This window comes from Klebsiella sp. 4_1_44FAA (genome assembly GCF_000238715.1).
In the GTDB taxonomy this organism is placed as follows: domain Bacteria; phylum Pseudomonadota; class Gammaproteobacteria; order Enterobacterales; family Enterobacteriaceae; genus Klebsiella; species Klebsiella pneumoniae.
Map to the genome: position 1 here is coordinate 37,240 of NZ_JH414798.1, position 16,672 is coordinate 53,911.

The 16,672-nt window shown below is 55.8% G+C and carries 17 protein-coding genes and 1 pseudogene; 11 read left to right on the top strand and 7 right to left on the bottom strand.

Translation table 11 applies throughout. The features are described 5' to 3' along the window. Nucleotides 1-37 precede the first annotated feature (37 nt). Entirely contained in the window at nt 38-154 is a 117-nt protein-coding gene (locus tag HMPREF1024_RS31000; protein WP_004217247.1) for a hypothetical protein, read from the top strand. On the opposite strand, the gene HMPREF1024_RS25150 is transcribed toward HMPREF1024_RS31000, so the two are convergent. The 3 genes from HMPREF1024_RS25150 to yfcG all read right to left on the bottom strand — a co-directional run bounded on the left by HMPREF1024_RS25150 (nt 134) and on the right by yfcG (nt 2,103). Then, the gene (locus HMPREF1024_RS25150; protein WP_002913203.1) at nt 134-1,027 is read right to left on the bottom strand and encodes a TIGR01777 family oxidoreductase; all 894 of its coding nucleotides are present in this window, start codon (nt 1,025-1,027) and stop codon (nt 134-136) included. The two genes, HMPREF1024_RS31000 and HMPREF1024_RS25150, sit on opposite strands and share 21 nt — an antisense overlap. 18 nt (nt 1,028-1,045) lie before the next feature. Next, the gene (folX, locus tag HMPREF1024_RS25145; RefSeq protein ID WP_002913200.1) at nt 1,046-1,408 is read right to left on the bottom strand and encodes a dihydroneopterin triphosphate 2'-epimerase; all 363 of its coding nucleotides are present in this window, start codon (nt 1,406-1,408) and stop codon (nt 1,046-1,048) included. A 65-nt stretch (nt 1,409-1,473) separates the two neighbouring features. Continuing rightward, nucleotides 1,474-2,103 (bottom strand): GSH-dependent disulfide bond oxidoreductase, encoded by a 630-nt coding sequence (gene yfcG, locus HMPREF1024_RS25140; protein ID WP_004174988.1) that lies wholly within the window; start codon nt 2,101-2,103, stop codon nt 1,474-1,476. Between the two features lie 180 nt (nt 2,104-2,283). Between yfcG and yfcF the strand changes: the two genes are divergently transcribed. The 3 genes from yfcF to yfcD all read left to right on the top strand — a co-directional run bounded on the left by yfcF (nt 2,284) and on the right by yfcD (nt 4,145). Continuing rightward, on the top strand, nt 2,284-2,922 hold the full coding sequence (gene yfcF / locus HMPREF1024_RS25135) for a glutathione transferase (RefSeq protein ID WP_009307378.1): 639 nt from the start codon (nt 2,284-2,286) through the stop codon (nt 2,920-2,922). A 62-nt stretch (nt 2,923-2,984) separates the two neighbouring features. Beyond that, nucleotides 2,985-3,536 carry a phosphodiesterase gene (gene yfcE / locus HMPREF1024_RS25130; RefSeq protein ID WP_004174991.1) on the top strand — a complete coding sequence of 184 codons (552 nt, stop codon included), beginning with the start codon at nt 2,985-2,987 and terminating at the stop codon, nt 3,534-3,536. A 57-nt stretch (nt 3,537-3,593) separates the two neighbouring features. Then, nucleotides 3,594-4,145: an NUDIX hydrolase YfcD gene (gene yfcD, locus HMPREF1024_RS25125; RefSeq protein WP_002913197.1), complete on the top strand. Its 552-nt coding sequence runs from the start codon at nt 3,594-3,596 to the stop codon at nt 4,143-4,145. Between the two features lie 92 nt (nt 4,146-4,237). Here yfcD and pta read toward each other — a convergent pair whose 3' ends face one another. Both pta and ackA read right to left on the bottom strand, forming a co-directional pair. Further along, nucleotides 4,238-6,385 (bottom strand): phosphate acetyltransferase, encoded by a 2,148-nt coding sequence (pta, locus tag HMPREF1024_RS25120; protein WP_002913196.1) that lies wholly within the window; start codon nt 6,383-6,385, stop codon nt 4,238-4,240. A gap of 200 nt (nt 6,386-6,585) precedes the next feature. Next, nucleotides 6,586-7,788 (bottom strand): acetate kinase, encoded by a 1,203-nt coding sequence (ackA, locus tag HMPREF1024_RS25115; RefSeq protein ID WP_002913195.1) that lies wholly within the window; start codon nt 7,786-7,788, stop codon nt 6,586-6,588. A 337-nt stretch (nt 7,789-8,125) separates the two neighbouring features. Here ackA and yfbV point away from each other — a divergent pair, with 337 nt between their 5' ends. From yfbV to HMPREF1024_RS25095, 4 genes are all read left to right on the top strand, one after another. Further along, on the top strand, nt 8,126-8,581 hold the full coding sequence (yfbV, locus tag HMPREF1024_RS25110; RefSeq protein WP_002913194.1) for a terminus macrodomain insulation protein YfbV: 456 nt from the start codon (nt 8,126-8,128) through the stop codon (nt 8,579-8,581). Between the two features lie 87 nt (nt 8,582-8,668). Then, on the top strand, nt 8,669-9,163 hold the full coding sequence (locus HMPREF1024_RS25105) for a YfbU family protein (protein ID WP_002913193.1): 495 nt from the start codon (nt 8,669-8,671) through the stop codon (nt 9,161-9,163). Nucleotides 9,164-9,174: 11 nt separating this feature from the next. Continuing rightward, nucleotides 9,175-9,834 carry a sugar phosphatase gene (locus tag HMPREF1024_RS25100; RefSeq protein ID WP_004174996.1) on the top strand — a complete coding sequence of 220 codons (660 nt, stop codon included), beginning with the start codon at nt 9,175-9,177 and terminating at the stop codon, nt 9,832-9,834. A gap of 76 nt (nt 9,835-9,910) precedes the next feature. Continuing rightward, nucleotides 9,911-11,743 carry an SLC13 family permease gene (locus HMPREF1024_RS25095; RefSeq protein WP_004180741.1) on the top strand — a complete coding sequence of 611 codons (1,833 nt, stop codon included), beginning with the start codon at nt 9,911-9,913 and terminating at the stop codon, nt 11,741-11,743. Nucleotides 11,744-11,787: 44 nt separating this feature from the next. Here HMPREF1024_RS25095 and yfbR read toward each other — a convergent pair whose 3' ends face one another. Further along, nucleotides 11,788-12,387 carry a 5'-deoxynucleotidase gene (gene yfbR, locus HMPREF1024_RS25090; RefSeq protein ID WP_002913188.1) on the bottom strand — a complete coding sequence of 200 codons (600 nt, stop codon included), beginning with the start codon at nt 12,385-12,387 and terminating at the stop codon, nt 11,788-11,790. A gap of 81 nt (nt 12,388-12,468) precedes the next feature. Next, entirely contained in the window at nt 12,469-13,686 is a 1,218-nt protein-coding gene (gene alaA / locus HMPREF1024_RS25085) for an alanine transaminase AlaA (protein ID WP_002913185.1), read from the bottom strand. Between the two features lie 874 nt (nt 13,687-14,560). Between alaA and HMPREF1024_RS25080 the strand changes: the two genes are divergently transcribed. The 3 genes and pseudogenes from HMPREF1024_RS25080 to HMPREF1024_RS30325 form a co-directional block, all read left to right on the top strand. Beyond that, nucleotides 14,561-15,487 (top strand): LysR family transcriptional regulator, encoded by a 927-nt coding sequence (locus HMPREF1024_RS25080; RefSeq protein ID WP_002913183.1) that lies wholly within the window; start codon nt 14,561-14,563, stop codon nt 15,485-15,487. A gap of 652 nt (nt 15,488-16,139) precedes the next feature. Then, complete coding sequence (nuoA, locus tag HMPREF1024_RS25075) at nt 16,140-16,586, top strand: NADH-quinone oxidoreductase subunit NuoA (protein WP_002913181.1); 447 nt, start codon at nt 16,140-16,142, stop codon at nt 16,584-16,586. 15 nt (nt 16,587-16,601) lie between these two features. Beyond that, a pseudogene (locus HMPREF1024_RS30325) lies at nt 16,602-16,672 on the top strand (NADH-quinone oxidoreductase subunit B); the annotation flags it as partial.

A 16,672-nucleotide genomic window follows, 5' to 3' on the forward strand; every position in this document is an offset into this window, starting at 1 on the left:
TGAATTCAGGCGATTAAGGGCGCTGGTTGTCCTGAATATGGCGATGCTGCAGCGCCAGGGTGAGGCCATCCAGGCGTGGAGCATGAGCCAGCAGAACGGAATCAGGGGAGCCAATGCTCCCCTGTGTCAGCCATTAACTCAGCACATCCTTTAGCGCTTCGTCCAGATCGTACCAGCGGAAGGCAAAGCCGGCGGCCTCCAGACGCTTTGGCAGCGCGCGCTGGCCGCCGAGCACCAGGACGGCGGATTCCCCCATCAACAGGCGGATAGCGGCGGCGGGAACGCGGAAAATCGCCGGTCGATGGAGCGCATGACCCAGCGCATGGGCGAACTGCTCGTTATGCACCGGGTAGGGAGAAACCATATTGAACGGACCGCGCAGATCGTTATCCAGCAGCCACAGAATGCCGTTAACCATATCGTCGATATGGATCCAGGCCAGGTACTGTCTGCCGTTGCCGATAGGCCCGCCGAGGCCGAGCTTAAAGGCGGGTGTCATTTTGCCGAGAATACCGCCCCGCGGAGCCAGTACCACGCCGGTGCGCAGCAGGCAAACGCGGGTGCGCTCGCTTTGCGCTTCGCAGGCAATTTGTTCCCAGCGGGCGCACAGCTTATGGGTAAACTCATTGTGCGGTGGCTCTTCTTCGGTCACCACCACCTCGCCGAGGTCGCCATAGTAGCCGATGGCAGACCCGCTGATCAGCACGGAGGGAGGGGTGTCGCTGGCGTGGATCAGGCCCACCAGCCGCTGCGTGAGATCCCAGCGGCTATGGCACAAGCGTTGTTTCTGCTCGGCCGTCCAGCGTTTATCAGCGATGGGTTCACCCGCCAGATTGATGACGGCATCAATATCATTGAGGTGGTGATGGCCCTCGAAATCGCGCCACAGGGTGACGCGCGGATCGAGACGGGCGCGGGCGGTATCCGGATGTCGCGTGGAGACCGTGACGCTATGCCCGAGCTCCAGCAATCTGGGTATCAGATGTCGGCCAATCAGGCCGGTACCACCAGTAAGCAGGATCTTCATACCACCTCCCTGACATGGTTAGCGACGCCAGCTCATGGTCATGGACACCGAGTCGGCATAGCGCAGCGCATGAAGTTTATCAATCTCCACTTCAGCATATGTGACCCAGTGATGTTCGCATGCGATATTCAGCACATCCTGAGTTAATTTTTCCAGCAGCGAAAAACGGCCATTCTCAAGATGGCTGATTATGCGCTTGGTAATGGTGCGATAGTTCAGCGCATCATTGATGTCCTCGCTGTCGCGCGCTTTATCGGCAGGGTAGTGAATGGCTACATTCACTACCACGTCCTGGCGGTTGGCGATCTCTTCCTCTTTAATACCAATAAAAGTCCGCAGGCGCAGGTTCTTAATACGAATAATGGCGTCTGGTTGAGACATTGCAGGCTTCCTCCGTGGTGTAAGTCCTGCAATCATACAACAAAGCGCGACGGGCGAGCAGGGGGTTAATAAAGCTGAATTTTTAACATCGCTTCCGCCGTTGCCGGCCGCTGCTTAATGCGCTCATACCAGTTGTGCACCGCCGGATAGTTCGCCAGATCGATACGCTGTCGGACATGGCAGTTCACCCAGGGCCAGGCGGCGATGTCGGCGATACTGTAGTGGTCGCCGCCAAGCCACGGGCTGCATCCCAGACGCTGATTTAGCACCCCATACAGTCGTTGGGTTTCCACCTGAAAACGTTCAATAGCGTAGGGCACGGTTTGCGGCGCGGAGTGGGAAAAATGTTGATTTTGCCCCAGCATCGGCCCCAGCCCGCCGACCTGCCAGAACAGCCACTGCAGCGTGACGTAGCGTTCCCGCAGCTCGCCGCTCAACAGCTTACCGCTTTTTTCCGCCAGATAGAGCAGGATGGCGCCGGACTCGAAAACGCTCAATGGCGCCCCGCCGTCAGCAGGCATGTGGTCGACGATAGCCGGAACTTTATTATTCGGCGAAATCGCCAGAAACTGCGGATGAAATTGTTCCCCTTTGCCGATATCGACCCGAATTAGCCGATAGGCTAGCTCCGCCTCTTCGAGGAACAGGGTGATTTTGTGGCCGTTTGGGGTGGGTGCATAGTAAAGATCGATCATAATATTTCCCGCCGTCGTGGGTCGCAAACTGTTCGAGTATAGGTGAAGCTGCGCCACTCGGGAGAAATTCCGCAAGCGACCCGGCAGCCAGGCGACGAGTCGTCCGCGTTAGAGCAGTGACATCGCCTGTAAGACAGGCTATGTTGGCTTATTGTCCTGTCTACCACCCTTGAGGAAGCTATGAGCCAGCCTGTCATTACCCTGTGGTCCGATGCCGATTTTTTCTCACCGTACGTGATGTCTGTCTATGTCGCTCTGCAGGAAAAAAGCCTGCCTTTTACCCTTAAAACCGTCGATCTGAACCGCGGCGAACATCTGCAGGCGGGCTGGACAGGCTATGCCGCCACCCGTCGCGTACCGCTGCTGGAGGTTGATGATTTCGCGCTAAGTGAGTCTTCGGCGATTACCGAGTATCTGGATGAGCGTTTTGCGCCGCCGGAGTGGGAGCGCATCTACCCGCATGATCTGCAAAAACGAGCCCGCGCCCGACAGATCCAGGCCTGGCTGCGCAGCGATCTGATGCCAATTCGTGAAGAGCGATCCACCGCCGTGGTGTTTGGCGGGGCGAAAATGCCGGACCTCAGCGAGGCCGGCAGGCAATCTGCGGAAAAGCTGTTTGCCACCGCCACCATGCTACTGGCCCACGGCGGGCAAAATTTATTTGGCGAATGGTCTATTGCCGACGCAGACCTGGCGCTGATGCTCAATCGCCTGGTTCTCAATGGCGATAAGGTACCGGAGGCGCTGGCTGATTATGCGTCTTTCCAGTGGCAGCGGGCCTCAATCCAGCGTTACGTGGCGCTTTCCGCCAAACGCTGAGGCTGATAACCCGCCGCGCTTCCGCTATCATAGAGGCATCGTAACCAGTGGAGATGGAACCTATGAAGCTGATGTTTGCCTCCGATATTCATGGTTCGCTGCCCGCCACGGAACGCGTGCTTGAACGGTTCGCGCAAAGCGGCGCCAGGTGGCTGATCATACTCGGCGATGTGCTCAATCACGGTCCGCGCAACGCGCTGCCTGAGGGGTATGCGCCGGGTGAGGTGGCGGAGCGGTTGAACAGCGTGGCGGAACGCATTGTTGCCGTTCGCGGCAACTGCGACAGCGAAGTGGATCAGATGCTGCTTCGTTTTCCAATGACCGCGCCCTGGCAGCAGGTGCTTAGCGAACGCTATCGCCTGTTTCTGACCCACGGGCATCTCTATAGTCCGGATAATCTGCCGCCGCTGGCCGCTGGCGATGTCCTGGCATATGGCCATACTCATATACCGGTCGCGGAAAAACGCGGCGCAATTTACCTCTTTAATCCCGGCTCAGTGAGTATCCCGAAAGGGGGATATTCCGCCAGCTATGGGCTGCTGGATCAGGGGCGGCTGCAGGTTTTAGCACTCAATGATAATCAGGTTATTGCAGAGGTTGCAATTTACCCGTAATTTAGCCCTCAATCATAAAGACGCGCCGCGAGAGCGCATTTAAAGTAAGGTTTCCTGATGGCGGAACAGAATCATTTGGCAAGCACAGAATGGGTCGATATTGTTAATGAAAACAATGAGGTGATAGCACAGTCCAGCCGCGAGCAAATGCGCGCGCAGTGCCTGCGCCACCGGGCGACCTATATCGTCGTTCATGACGGAATGGGGAAAATTCTGGTGCAGCGACGCACCGAGACAAAAGACTTTCATCCGGGCATGCTGGATGCCACCGCTGGCGGCGTCGTGCAGGCTGATGAGCAGCTGCTGGAATCGGCCCGTCGCGAGGCGGAAGAGGAGTTAGGCATCGCCGGGGTGCCGTTTGCCGATCACGGCCAGTTTTATTACGAAGACAAATTCTGCCGCGTCTGGGGAAGTCTGTTCAGCTGCGTCTCCCACGGGCCGTTCGCCCTGCAGGAAGAAGAGGTCAGCGAGGTGTGCTGGTTAACGCCGGAAGAGATCACCGCCCGCTGCGATGAGTTCACGCCGGACTCCCTGAAAGCGCTGGCGCTGTGGATGACCCGCAACGCCGGTAATGAGTATGATGATGCGGAAGAGAGCGAGCGCGAATAAAGATCGCAAACGCGCGGCAGCAATCGTCGCTCGCCTCCTGACGACAAAAAGGCAGCCATTCGGCTGCCTTTTGCTTTGACCACAGCGGCAGATTACTTCTGCTGCTGAGCCGATTGGATCGCGGTCAGTGCGATGGTATAGACGATATCGTCTACCAGCGCGCCACGGGACAGGTCGTTGACCGGCTTGCGCATACCCTGCAGCATCGGCCCGATGGAGATCAGGTCGGCAGAGCGCTGTACCGCTTTGTACGTGGTGTTACCGGTGTTCAGATCCGGGAAGATGAACACGGTCGCGCGGCCAGCTACCGGTGAGTTCGGCGCTTTGGACTTCGCTACGTCAGCCATCACCGCGGCGTCATACTGCAGCGGGCCGTCGATCATCAGGTCAGGACGTTTTTCCTGCGCCAGACGGGTCGCTTCGCGGACTTTCTCGACATCGCTACCCGCGCCGGAGGTACCGGTGGAGTAGGAGAGCATCGCTACGCGCGGTTCGATGCCGAAGGCAATCGCGGATTCAGCGGACTGAATAGCGATTTCCGCCAGCTGCTCGGCGGTCGGGTCCGGGTTGATCGCGCAGTCGCCGTAAACGTAAACCTGTTCCGGCAGCAGCATGAAGAACACGGAGGAGACCAGCGAGCTGCCCGGCGCGGTTTTGATCAGCTGCAGCGGCGGACGAATGGTGTTGGCAGTGGTGTGAACCGCGCCGGATACCAGACCGTCGACTTCGTCCTGTTCCAGCATCAGGGTGCCGAGAACCACGTTGTCTTCCAGCTGCTCACGCGCGACCGCTTCGGTCATGCCTTTGTTCTTACGCAGTTCGACCAGGCGACCCACATAGCTTTCGCGAACCACTTCCGGATCGACGATTTCAATGCCGGCGCCAAGCTCAACGCCCTGGGCCGCGGCTACGCGGTTGATCTCATCCGGGTTACCCAGCAGGACGCAGGTGGCGATCCCGCGTTCGGCGCAAATCGCCGCCGCTTTCACGGTACGCGGTTCGTCGCCTTCCGGCAGAACGACACGTTTGCCGGCTTTGCGCGCCAGCTCGGTCAGCTGGTAGCGGAAGGCTGGCGGAGAGAGACGGCGGCTGCGCTCGGAGGTCGCGGTCAGCGATTCGATCCAGTCGGCGTTGATGTAGTTGGCCACGTATTCCTGAACTTTCTCGATACGCTCGTGATCGTCAACCGGTACTTCGAGGTTAAAGCTCTGCAGGCTCAGGGAGGTCTGCCAGGTGTTGGTGTTGACCATGAATACCGGCAGGCCGGTCGCGAAAGCGCGTTCACACAGCTTGCTGATGCGCGCGTCCATTTCATAGCCGCCGGTCAGCAGAATGGCGCCGATTTCCACGCCGTTCATTGCCGCCAGGCAGGCCGCAACCAGCACGTCAGGACGGTCTGCGGAGGTAACCAGCAGAGAACCAGGGCGGAAGTGTTCCAGCATGTGCGGGATGCTGCGCGCGCAGAAAGTCACGGATTTCACGCGGCGGGTATTGATATCGCCTTCGTTGATGATGGTCGCATTCAGATGGTGCGCCATGTCGATCGCGCGGGTCGCGATCAGATCGAAGCTCCATGGCACTGCGCCCAGCACCGGCAGCGTGCTGCCTTTCTGCAGCTGAGCCGGGTCAATCTTCACGATTTTTGCTTTCGACGAGTCGTCGAAAATTTCCGACAGGTCAGGACGGGTACGGCCCTGATCGTCGACAGGGGCATTCAGTTTGTTGACGATAACGCCGGTGATGCTGGTATTTTTGGCGCCGCCAAAGCTGTTACGGGTCAGTTCGATACGCTCGTTCAGCTGTTCTGGCGTGTCGGTGCCCTGAGACATCACGAAGACGATTTCAGCGTTCAGCGTTTTGGCGATTTCAAAGTTCAGCGCCTGGGCGAACTGATGCTTACGGGTCGGTACCAGGCCTTCCACCAGCACCACTTCCGCGTCCTGAGTATTCGCGTGGTAGTTGGCAATGATCTCTTCCATCAGCACATCTTTCTGATTGCTGGAGAGCAGAGACTCAACATGGCTCATCTTCAGCGGTTCAGCGGCGGTGGTGGTGGAGGAGCTGGCGCGAACGATGGTGGTGGTCTGGTCTGGGGCATCGCCACCGGAACGCGGCTGGGCGATAGGTTTAAAGACGCTCAGACGAACGCCTTTGCGTTCCATAGCGCGGATCACACCGAGGCTGACGCTGGTCAGACCTACGCTGGTACCGGTAGGAATTAACATGATAGTACGGGACACGGTATATCCTCTTTCGTTACCGCCAGTATCAGGCGGGATACAAAACAGCACCGCCAGCTATCCGTCATATTTCAAGTTGCACGTGCGTTGGCTCTACTTGCTCACCCCGGTGGCGTACGCGCTGTACGCGGCCGGGGTTTTGCTGTGTCGCCGCCTTCCTGCAGCTCGAATTATTGCGGGTCAGGGCTGGCGATGTGGAATTATGCGGTCAGACGGCTGGCGTCTTGCGCGATGACCAGCTCTTCGTTGGTCGGGATAACCACGGCAGGACGGGTGCCTTCTTTGTTGATGAAGCCAGACTTGCCGAAGCGGGCAGCAAGGTTACGCTCATGGTCAACTTCAAAGCCCAGTACGCCCAGTTTGCCCAGCGACAGCTCACGCACCATCGCGGCGTTTTCACCGATACCACCGGTGAAAATAACGGCGTCAAGACGGCCGTCCATCAGCGCGGTGTAGGAACCGATGTATTTCGCCAGGCGGTGGCAGTAAACGTCCATTGCGCGTTTAGCGTCGGCTTTTTCCTGATAGTTGTCTTCCACGTAGCGGCAGTCGCTGGTGACTTCGGTCAGACCCAGCAGGCCGGACTCTTTGGTCAGCATTTTGTTGATCGCGTCAACGCTCATGCCCAGGGTGTCGTGCAGATGGAAGATGATGGCCGGATCGATGTCACCGGAGCGAGTACCCATCACCAGGCCTTCCAGCGGGGTCAGACCCATGGAGGTGTCAACGCATTTACCGTTACGGATAGCGGAAACAGAACCACCGTTGCCGAGGTGGCAGGTGATGATGTTCAGCTCTTCCACCGGCTTGTTCAGGATCTTAGCGGCTTCCTGAGTCACGTAGAAGTGGCTGGTGCCGTGCGCGCCGTAACGACGAACGCCGTGCTCTTTGTACAGGCTGTACGGCAGGGCGTAGAGATAGGATTCTTCCGGCATGGTCTGATGGAACGCCGTATCGAATACAGCCACGTTTTTGTCTTTCAGGTGCGGGAAGGATTTCAGCGCTTCAGCGATGCCGATCAGGTGTGCCGGGTTGTGCAGCGGTGCGAAAGACGCGGCGTCTTTAATACCCTGAATTACGGACTCGTCGATCACCACGGAGCTGGTGTATTTTTCACCGCCGTGTACGATACGGTGGCCGATTGCGGTCAGCTGAGCAGACAGTTCTGGTTTTTGTGCCAGAATAGTGTTAACGATAAAGTTCAGCGCTTCACTGTGCGCGGCGCCCGCGCCTAACTCGGCTTCTTGTTTGCTGCCGTCCATTTTCCATTTGATACGGGCTTCCGGCAGGTGGAAGCATTCCGCTAAACCGGACAGATATTCGTCGCCGTTCACGGCGTCAAGGATAGCAAATTTCAGAGAGGAGCTACCGCAGTTCAGAACCAGTACTAACTTACTCGACATGGAAGTACCTTTTTATGATACGTGGCTAAAAAAACGTCAGTGTGTCATTAGCGTAGCGCAGGATGACCTCGACATTTATGATTAACATCATGCCTTGTTCTGTTTTCGGGCACGATGAGAGAAGTACATTTGATTTTATGCCATTTTGCATAATTTTCAGCCAATGGCAGAATATGCGATAATTTGACTAGCCTGGCAAAGAGTCTAACCGCCCTTTCAGGCGGGCACAGGATACCTGATTGCGGCATCCTTTGCCAAAATCTTTTGAACGATGTCATGCATAGTTGGTGTTTTGCACGAATTTTTTAAGTTTTATATGTAAAGTTGAGGTAAAGCCATGTCGACCCCTGAGAAACGCCCCGTTAGCTTCTTTAGCTTGTTCAACCGCGGGCAGCATTACGCAAAGACCTGGCCTCTCGACAAGCGCCTCGCGCCGGTGTTTATTGAAAACCGCATTATTCGTGCCACCCGCTATGCCATCCGCATCATGCCGCCAATCGCCATTTTTACCCTCTGCTGGCAGATAGCTCTTGGCGGCCAGCTGGGCCCCGCCGTCGCTACCGCGCTGTTTGCGCTGAGCCTGCCGATGCAGGGACTCTGGTGGTTGGGTAAGCGTTCGGTGACGCCGCTGCCGCCCTCCATTCTTAACTGGTTCTATGAAGTGCGCGGTAAACTGCAGGAGGCGGGGCAGGCGCTGGCACCGGTCGAAGGCAAGCCCGATTATCAGGCGCTGGCTGACACGCTTAAGCGCGCCTTCAAACAACTGGATAAAACTTTCCTTGATGATTTGTAATTCACTACGGAAAACGCATATAAAAGAAGGCGCATGATTTATGCGCCTTCTTTATTTCACGCCCTACCGTGCTACAGGAGTCACAACATGGAAATGACCAATGCGCAGCGTCTGATTTTATCCAATCAGTACAAAATGATGACGATGCTCGACCCGGATAATGCGGAACGCTACCGTCGTCTGCAAACCATCATAGAGCGAGGGTATGGGCTACAGATGCGTGAACTGGACCGCGAGTTTGGCCAGCTGACGGAAGAAACCTGCCGTACCGTTATTGATATCATGGAGATGTACCACGCGCTGCACGTCTCCTGGACCAACCTGAAAGACGCGGCGGGTATCGATGAACGCCGGGTCACCTTCCTCGGATTTGATGCCGCCACCGAAGCGCGTTATCTCGGTTATGTGCGTTTTATGGTCAACGTTGAAGGCCGCTACAGCCATTTTGACGCCGGTACCCATGGCTTTAACTCGCAGACTCCGATGTGGGAGAAATATCAGCGGATGCTGAGCGTCTGGCACGCTTGCCCGCGCCAGTATCATCTGAGCAGTAATGAAATTAATCAAATTATCAACGCCTGAGGGAGGTGCCCGTGCAGTGTAAAGGTTTCCTGTTCGATTTAGACGGGACGCTGGTGGATTCCTTGCCGGTGGTGGAGCGTTCATGGTGCAAGTGGGGGGATCGTTTCGCCATTGACCATGATGAAATTCTCAGTTTTATTCACGGCAAGCAGGCCATTACCTCCATTCGCCATTTTATGCCGGGGCGCAGCGAGGAGGATATCCAGGCCGAATTTCGCTACCTCGAGCAGATAGAAGCCACTGATATTGAGGGTATCGTCGCGCTGCCGGGGGCATTAGCCCTGCTGAATACGCTCAATGAGGCCGGGATCCCGTGGGCGATTGTCACCTCCGGCTCGATTCCGGTTGCCCACGCGCGTCACCGCGCGGCGGGCCTGCCGATGCCTGAGGTGTTCGTCACCGCCGAGCAGGTGAAACACGGCAAACCGGCGCCGGACGCCTATTTGCTGGGCGCCGAGCGGCTGGGTCTGCCTGCCGGGGAGTGCGCGGTGGTGGAAGATGCGCCGGCGGGGCTCCTCTCCGGACTGGCGGCCGGCTGTCGCACTATCGCGGTCAACGTGCCCGCCGATGCCCCTCGCCTGGATGAAGCCGACCTCGTGCTGAGCAGCCTGGAAGATCTGGTGGTTGAACGCCAGACTGACGGCGTGGTAAATGTGCGTCTTAAAGCGTAAACCCATGATTTCGCCCCGCGTCGTCGGGGCTTTTTTATGCCACTATGTCGACTCCCACTTGTGACAAGGATACGTTGTGAACGGTGAATTGATTTGGGTTTTATCCCTCCTGGCCATCGCGGTTGTGCTGTTTGCTACCGGCAAGGTGCGCATGGATGCTATCGCCCTGATGGTCATTGTCGCCTTTGTCCTCAGCGGAACGCTGACGTTAAATGAAGCTTTTTCCGGATTCAGCGATCCTAACGTGATCCTGATTGCCGCCCTGTTTATTATCGGCGATGGCCTGGTGCGCACCGGAGTCGCCACCAAAATGGGGGCATGGCTGGTGAGCGTGGCGGGGAACAGCGAAACCAAAATGCTGATCTACCTGATGCTCACCGTCGCCGGTCTGGGCGCGTTTATGAGCTCCACCGGGGTGGTCGCCATTTTCATCCCGGTGGTACTTAGCGTCTCGGCGCGGATGAATACCTCGCCATCGCGGCTGATGATGCCGCTGAGCTTCGCCGGGCTTATCAGCGGGATGATGACCCTGGTGGCGACGCCGCCCAACCTGGTGGTCAACAGTGAATTGCTGCGCGAGGGACTGCACGGCTTCAGCTTTTTCAGCGTCACGCCGATTGGCCTGGTGGTGCTGATCCTGGGCATCGTCTATATGCTGGCGGTGCGCTTTATGCTGAAGACGGATAATGGCGACTCCGCACGCGATGGGCGAAAAAGAAGCACCTTCCGCGATTTGATCCGCGAATATCACCTCACCGGCCGCGCTCGCCGGCTGGCCATCCGCCCGGGTTCGCCGATGATCGGTCAGCGGCTGGATGATTTAAAGCTGCGTGAGCGCTACTGCGCCAACGTGATCGGCGTTGAACGCTGGCGGCGGTTCCGCCGGGTAATTGTCAACGTCAACGGGGTATCGGAATTTCGCGCCCGCGACGTCCTGCTGATCGATATGTCCGCCTCCGATGTCGATTTACGCCAGTTCTGCGGCGAGCAAATGCTTGAGCCGATGGTATTGCGCGGCGAGTATTTTGCCGATCAGGCGCTGGATGTGGGGATGGCGGAGGTGGCGCTGATCCCGGATTCAGAGATGATTGGCAAAACGGTGCGTGAGATAGCCTTCCGCACCCGGTTTGGTCTCAATATCGTCGGCATGAAGCGCGATGGCAAAGCGATGGATGGTTCGGTGGTCGATGAGCCGCTGCAGCTCGGCGATATCCTGCTGGTGGTCGGCAACTGGCGGCAAATTGCCCTGCTGGCGAAGCGCGGCCGGGATTTCGTGGTACTCAATATGCCGGTTGAGGTCGATGACGCTTCGCCGGCCCACAGCCAGGCTCCGCATGCGATTTTCTGCCTGGTGCTGATGGTAGCCCTGATGCTCACCGATGAAATTCCCAACCCGATTGCCGCGATTATCGCCTGTCTGCTGATGGGCAAATTCCGCTGCATCAATGCCGAAAGCGCCTACAAGGCGATCCACTGGCCGAGCATTATTTTGATTGTTGGGATGATGCCGTTTGCCCTGGCGCTGCAAAAAACCGGCGGGGTGGATCTGGTGGTGAAGGGACTGATGGATGTCGCCGGAGGCGAGGGGCCTTATCTGATGCTCGGCTGCCTGTTCGTGATGTGCGCGGCGATTGGGCTGTTTATCTCAAACACCGCCACGGCGGTGCTGATGGCGCCTATTGCCTTAGCGGCGGCGAAGTCAATGGGCGTCTCACCCTATCCTTTTGCCATGGTGGTGGCGATGGCGGCTTCGGCGGCGTTTATGACCCCGGTCTCCTCGCCGGTTAACACCCTGGTGCTTGGCCCGGGCAAGTACTCATTTAGCGATTTTGTCAAAATAGGCGTGCCCTTTACCATACTGGTGATGGTGGTCTGCGTCCTGCTGATCCCGGTACTGTTTCCGTTTTAAGATATTCTGGCCGGGTAGAGCACAACCGCTGCCCGGCCAGAACCTTACAGCGGCGAATCCTGGCTAATTTCGTCCAGCGACAGCTGGAAGCTTGGGACGAACACCTGCATAAAGTAATCCATCTCCGCGCTGCGCCGCGATGCCAGGGTCTTTTCCAGCCGACCTTTGGCCAGCAGAAATTCGTTATTGCCTGCAGACAGCTCTTCGAGGCACTTCAGGTAAGCGCAGAGGGCGTCAGCCTGTTTAACGATCGACTGCTCTTCCTCACTGTAGTGATGCTCATCAATCAGCGGCTCGAAAATATCGCGCAGCTCGTCAGGGACCATATCCACCAGCTTTTGCTGAGCAATTTTTTCAATCGCCTTATATTCCTGGGCAATCTGCGAATTGAAATATTTCACCGGAGTAGGGAGGTCGCCAGTTAGTACTTCCGAGGCGTCATGGTACATCGCCAGCAGGGCGATACGCTCGGCGTTGACCTGGCCGCCAAATTTGCGGTTTTTAATCGCCGCCAGCGCGTGGGCGACCATCGCCACCTGCAGGCTGTGTTCGGAGACATTTTCGGTGCGCACGTTGCGCATCAGCGGCCAGCGGTTAATCAGTTTCAGGCGGGAGAGGTGGGCAAAGAAATGACTCTGACTCATAGGGACCCTTAATCAGTGACAACATCGGGTTCCATTGTGCGCAGGGATCGCCGCCGGATGCAAATGCCGGCGGCGGCGCGATTAAAGCTGATGGTAGCCGGAGAGGAAGCGGCCAAAGCGGGAGATAGCCATCTCCAGGTCGTCTTCGCGCGGCAGGGTCACGATGCGTACGTGATCCGGCCACGGCCAGTTAAAGGCGGTGCCTTGCACCAGCAGGACTTTCTCCTGCAGCAGGAAGTCGAGCACCATTTTCTGGTCGTCATGAATATTGAAGCGTTTGGCATCGATTTTCGGGAACATATACAGCGCGCCTTTTGGCTTCACGCAGGAGACGCCCGGAATATCGTTGATAAGCTCCCAGGCGCGGTTGCGTTGTTCATACAGGCGTCCGCCAGGGATGATGAATTCGCTGATGCTCTGATAGCCGCCCAGCGCCGTCTGGATAGCATGCTGGGCCGGCACGTTGGCGCAAAGACGCATTGAAGCCAGCATCTCCAGCCCTTCGATATAGCCCTTCGCGTGTTTTTTCGGGCCATTCAACACCATCCAGCCCTGACGGAAGCCGGCAACGCGGTAGGTTTTCGACAATCCGTTAAAGGTCACCGTCAGCAGGTCCGGCGCCAGGGCGGCAATAGAGTGATGCTGGGCTTCGTCGTAGAGGATCTTGTCGTAAATTTCATCGGCGAAAATGATCAGATTATGCTGACGAGCGATCTCCACGATCTCCTGCAGCAATTCTTTGGAATAGACCGCGCCGGTGGGGTTGTTAGGGTTAATGATCACGATCCCGCGGGTGCGCGGTGTGATTTTTGCGCGGATGTCGTCCAGATCCGGGAACCAGTCAGAGGATTCGTCACACAGATAGTGCACCGCTTTGCCGCTGGAAAGCGACACCGCCGCCGTCCACAGCGGGTAGTCCGGGGCGGGAACCAGCATCTCATCGCCGCTGTTTAACAGCGCCTGCATCGCCTGCACAATCAGCTCGGACACGCCGTTGCCGATATAGATGTCTTCCACCGTGACATCGCGCATACCCCGGGCCTGGTAATGCTGCATGATAGCTTTACGCGCCGAGTACAATCCTTTCGAATCGCAGTAACCCTGGGCGGTAGGCAAATTGCGGATGACGTCGACGAGGATCTCGTCAGGGGCCTCGAAGCCGAATGGCGCCGGGTTGCCGATGTTCAGTTTCAGAACCTTATTGCCTTCTTCTTCAAGACGTTTGGCTTCTTTCAGAACCGGGCCGCGGATGTCATAACAGACGTTCTCTAACTTGCTGGATTTTTCGATGGGGGACATGAATCTTGACCTTTTAGCTGTTATCGCCACTCCCTGCCGTGGAAGTCAGCACGGAACAATGTACTCCCCCTCCCCGCTGTTTTGAAGGCTTTGCAGGAGAAGATTTTGCTAACGCCGGATTTTAAGTGCAATTGATTTATCTACCGATTGCGGATTTGGTCTGTAGCTTATGCCTTTTTATGTCGATTTTTTGGTCTTAAATATAGATTTAGTAGCGGTTTTGCCATCATTTATCTCGTTTGTTTGCCCGGTAATATGGGGAGGGAGAAGGGGGAGTCGCTAAAAAAACGCTATCCTGCATACAAGCGCGATTGGCTTGTAATTTTGATGTTAAATAATTTTAATAAAAAACAGCGTGCGACCACATTATTATTATTTTTAGCGGGTAATAATCTGAGGTTTGTTAATTAATATAAAATGTTAGAAAAAAATTTAAAATTGTCTCAGTTAATCCTTATTAAGGCTTATAAAAAGGAGGGGGATAGGTTAGAATATCACCGTTAATATCCGTGTTAACCGCCAAGAACTGCGGTTGCATTGAGATTTAATATATTGTTATTACAGGATTTTATTGTTCCTTTTCTGCCGGAAAGTTACGCCAGAAGAGCGATTTTCTCAGCATCACTGACCGGGTTCCCGCGGCGACGTATGGCGCCTGGCTGGTCGTGGTAATAAATAATAATGAGAAATACGAACAATATATTACTCCGCAGTTCTGCACATTTGCCCAGACGAGTACTTTGGCATGTAATAACGTTCGTCCAGTTGTTTATCCGCCGTTAGACGGTGAGCACGAGGCTCAGGGAATAGCCGGAAACCTGGCGTAAAGCATCAACAAGGCAGGTCAGCGTTAGCCACCTGTAAGTGAAGAAAGATGATTAATACAACACGTCCCATACTCAACCTCGATCTCGATCTGCTGCGTACCTTTGTCGCGGTCGCTGATTTGAACACTTTTGCCGCCGCCGCCGCCGCAGTGTGTCGTACTCAGTCCGCGGTCAGTCAGCAAATGCAACGCCTGGAACAGCTGGTGGGCAAAGAGCTTTTCGCCCGCCACGGCCGCAATAAGCTGCTGACCGAGCAGGGGATCCAGCTGCTGGGCTATGCCCGCAAAATTCTCCGTTTTAACGATGAAGCCTGTATGTCGCTGATGTATGGCAGCCTGCAGGGGGCTCTGAGCATCGGTGCGTCAGAAGAAACGGCTGACACCATCCTGCCGTTTTTGTTAAACCGCATCGGCTGTTTCTATCCCAGAATGACGTTGGAGATCAAAGTTCATCCCCATGCCGCCATCATGGAGATGCTGGCTGAGGGGCTGGTCGATCTGGCGTTGACCACCCATCAGCCTCCCGGCTTTACCTCTTTTACCCTGAGAACATCACCTACTCTCTGGTATTGTGCAGCGGAATATGTGCTGGCGAAGGGGGAATCTATCCCCCTGATCCTGCTCGAAGAGCCAAGTCCATTCCGCCAGGATATTATCGCCGCGCTGGAAACTGCTCGCGTCAGTTGGCATCTGGCCCACGGAGCTTCCTCGCTATCGGGCGTGAAAGCGGCGGTGAAGGCCGGGCTGGGCGTGACGGCGCGCCCGGTCGAAATGATGAGCCCGGATCTACGCGTGGCTGGCATCAGTGAGGGGTTACCGGCGTTGCCGGACACCCGGTACGTCGTCAGCTGCAATCCGCGGACGGTGAGCGAACTGCCGCAGGCGATTTTTCAGTCTCTGAGCCAGGAGATCCATCCCTGGGAAACGGGCACAGCACTTACTCCGGAAGAGGGAGGGAATACCTTGGTTTTGTAAGGGTATTCTTGCTAACAAAGATCACAAAAACTGGTAACAGAATGTAAGTGCCCAAAAAGAGCCTCAGGAGTTGGTTTCCCGCCTGGCGGCTCTTTTTTTTGCACTCTTATTGATGTTTTGAATCTTTTTTTGTATTTCTTTGCAGAAAAATCAGCGTATTGGCGTGACAAGGCGCTCAGCTTGTCGACTTTTCCCTGCACTTTCAACACTTCCTGCTAATGTTAAAAAACCGGATGGATTGTTGCCGATTTCCTGGGGTAATTAACAAAACCGTGTCGCAGATCAAGAAAATACCCCTCTTTGGGGGGAGGAATCGAGGCTAAATCCTGTCAAAATAGAAGGGATTTTTGATTTACGACGGAAACGGACACGATTCAACAACACTAAAACCGAACAGTATGCAAGGTTATTTCGCAGAAAAGGGCATTTAATGTTAATGAAAAGATTCCAATGTAAATTAATGTTATGAAAACTTTTGTTAAAGTTGACAAAAGGTTAAAGAAAGGGGTAAAAAGCCACGGCATCTGGGCTTCTCACATCGACCAGGGACGCTTTTTTGCACGGTTATTTTTTATTCCTCCCGTGAAACGCTGTGGCGTTCATCTGCCAGTAAGAGCAGAGGGTTTTGGCGCTACACTTTTTTGGTTAAGCAATGCGTATGTCAACATCCACTGAAGTCATCGCTCATCATTGGGCATTCGCTATATTTCTCATCATCGCTATCGGCCTGTGCTGCCTCATGCTCGTCGGCGGCTGGTACCTTGGCGGTCGCGCGCGCGCGCGTAGTAAAAACACGCCGTTTGAATCGGGGATCGACTCCGTCGGTTCGGCCCGCTTACGTCTTTCTGCGAAGTTTTATCTGGTTGCCATGTTCTTCGTTATCTTCGACGTGGAAGCCCTGTATCTCTACGCATGGTCGACCTCTATCCGCGAGAGCGGCTGGGTCGGCTTTGTGGAAGCCGCAATTTTCATTTTAGTGCTACTGGCTGGTCTGGTTTATCTCGTTCGCATCGGCGCACTGGACTGGACGCCTGCGCGTTCCCGTCGCACGCTGGTTAACCCGGAAACAGACAGTCCCACTAACCGTCATATGCAGTAAAAGCGAGGCAATAAGATGGATTATACGCTCACCCGCATAGATCCTAACGGTGAGAACGACCGTTACCCCCTGCAGAAACAGGAGAT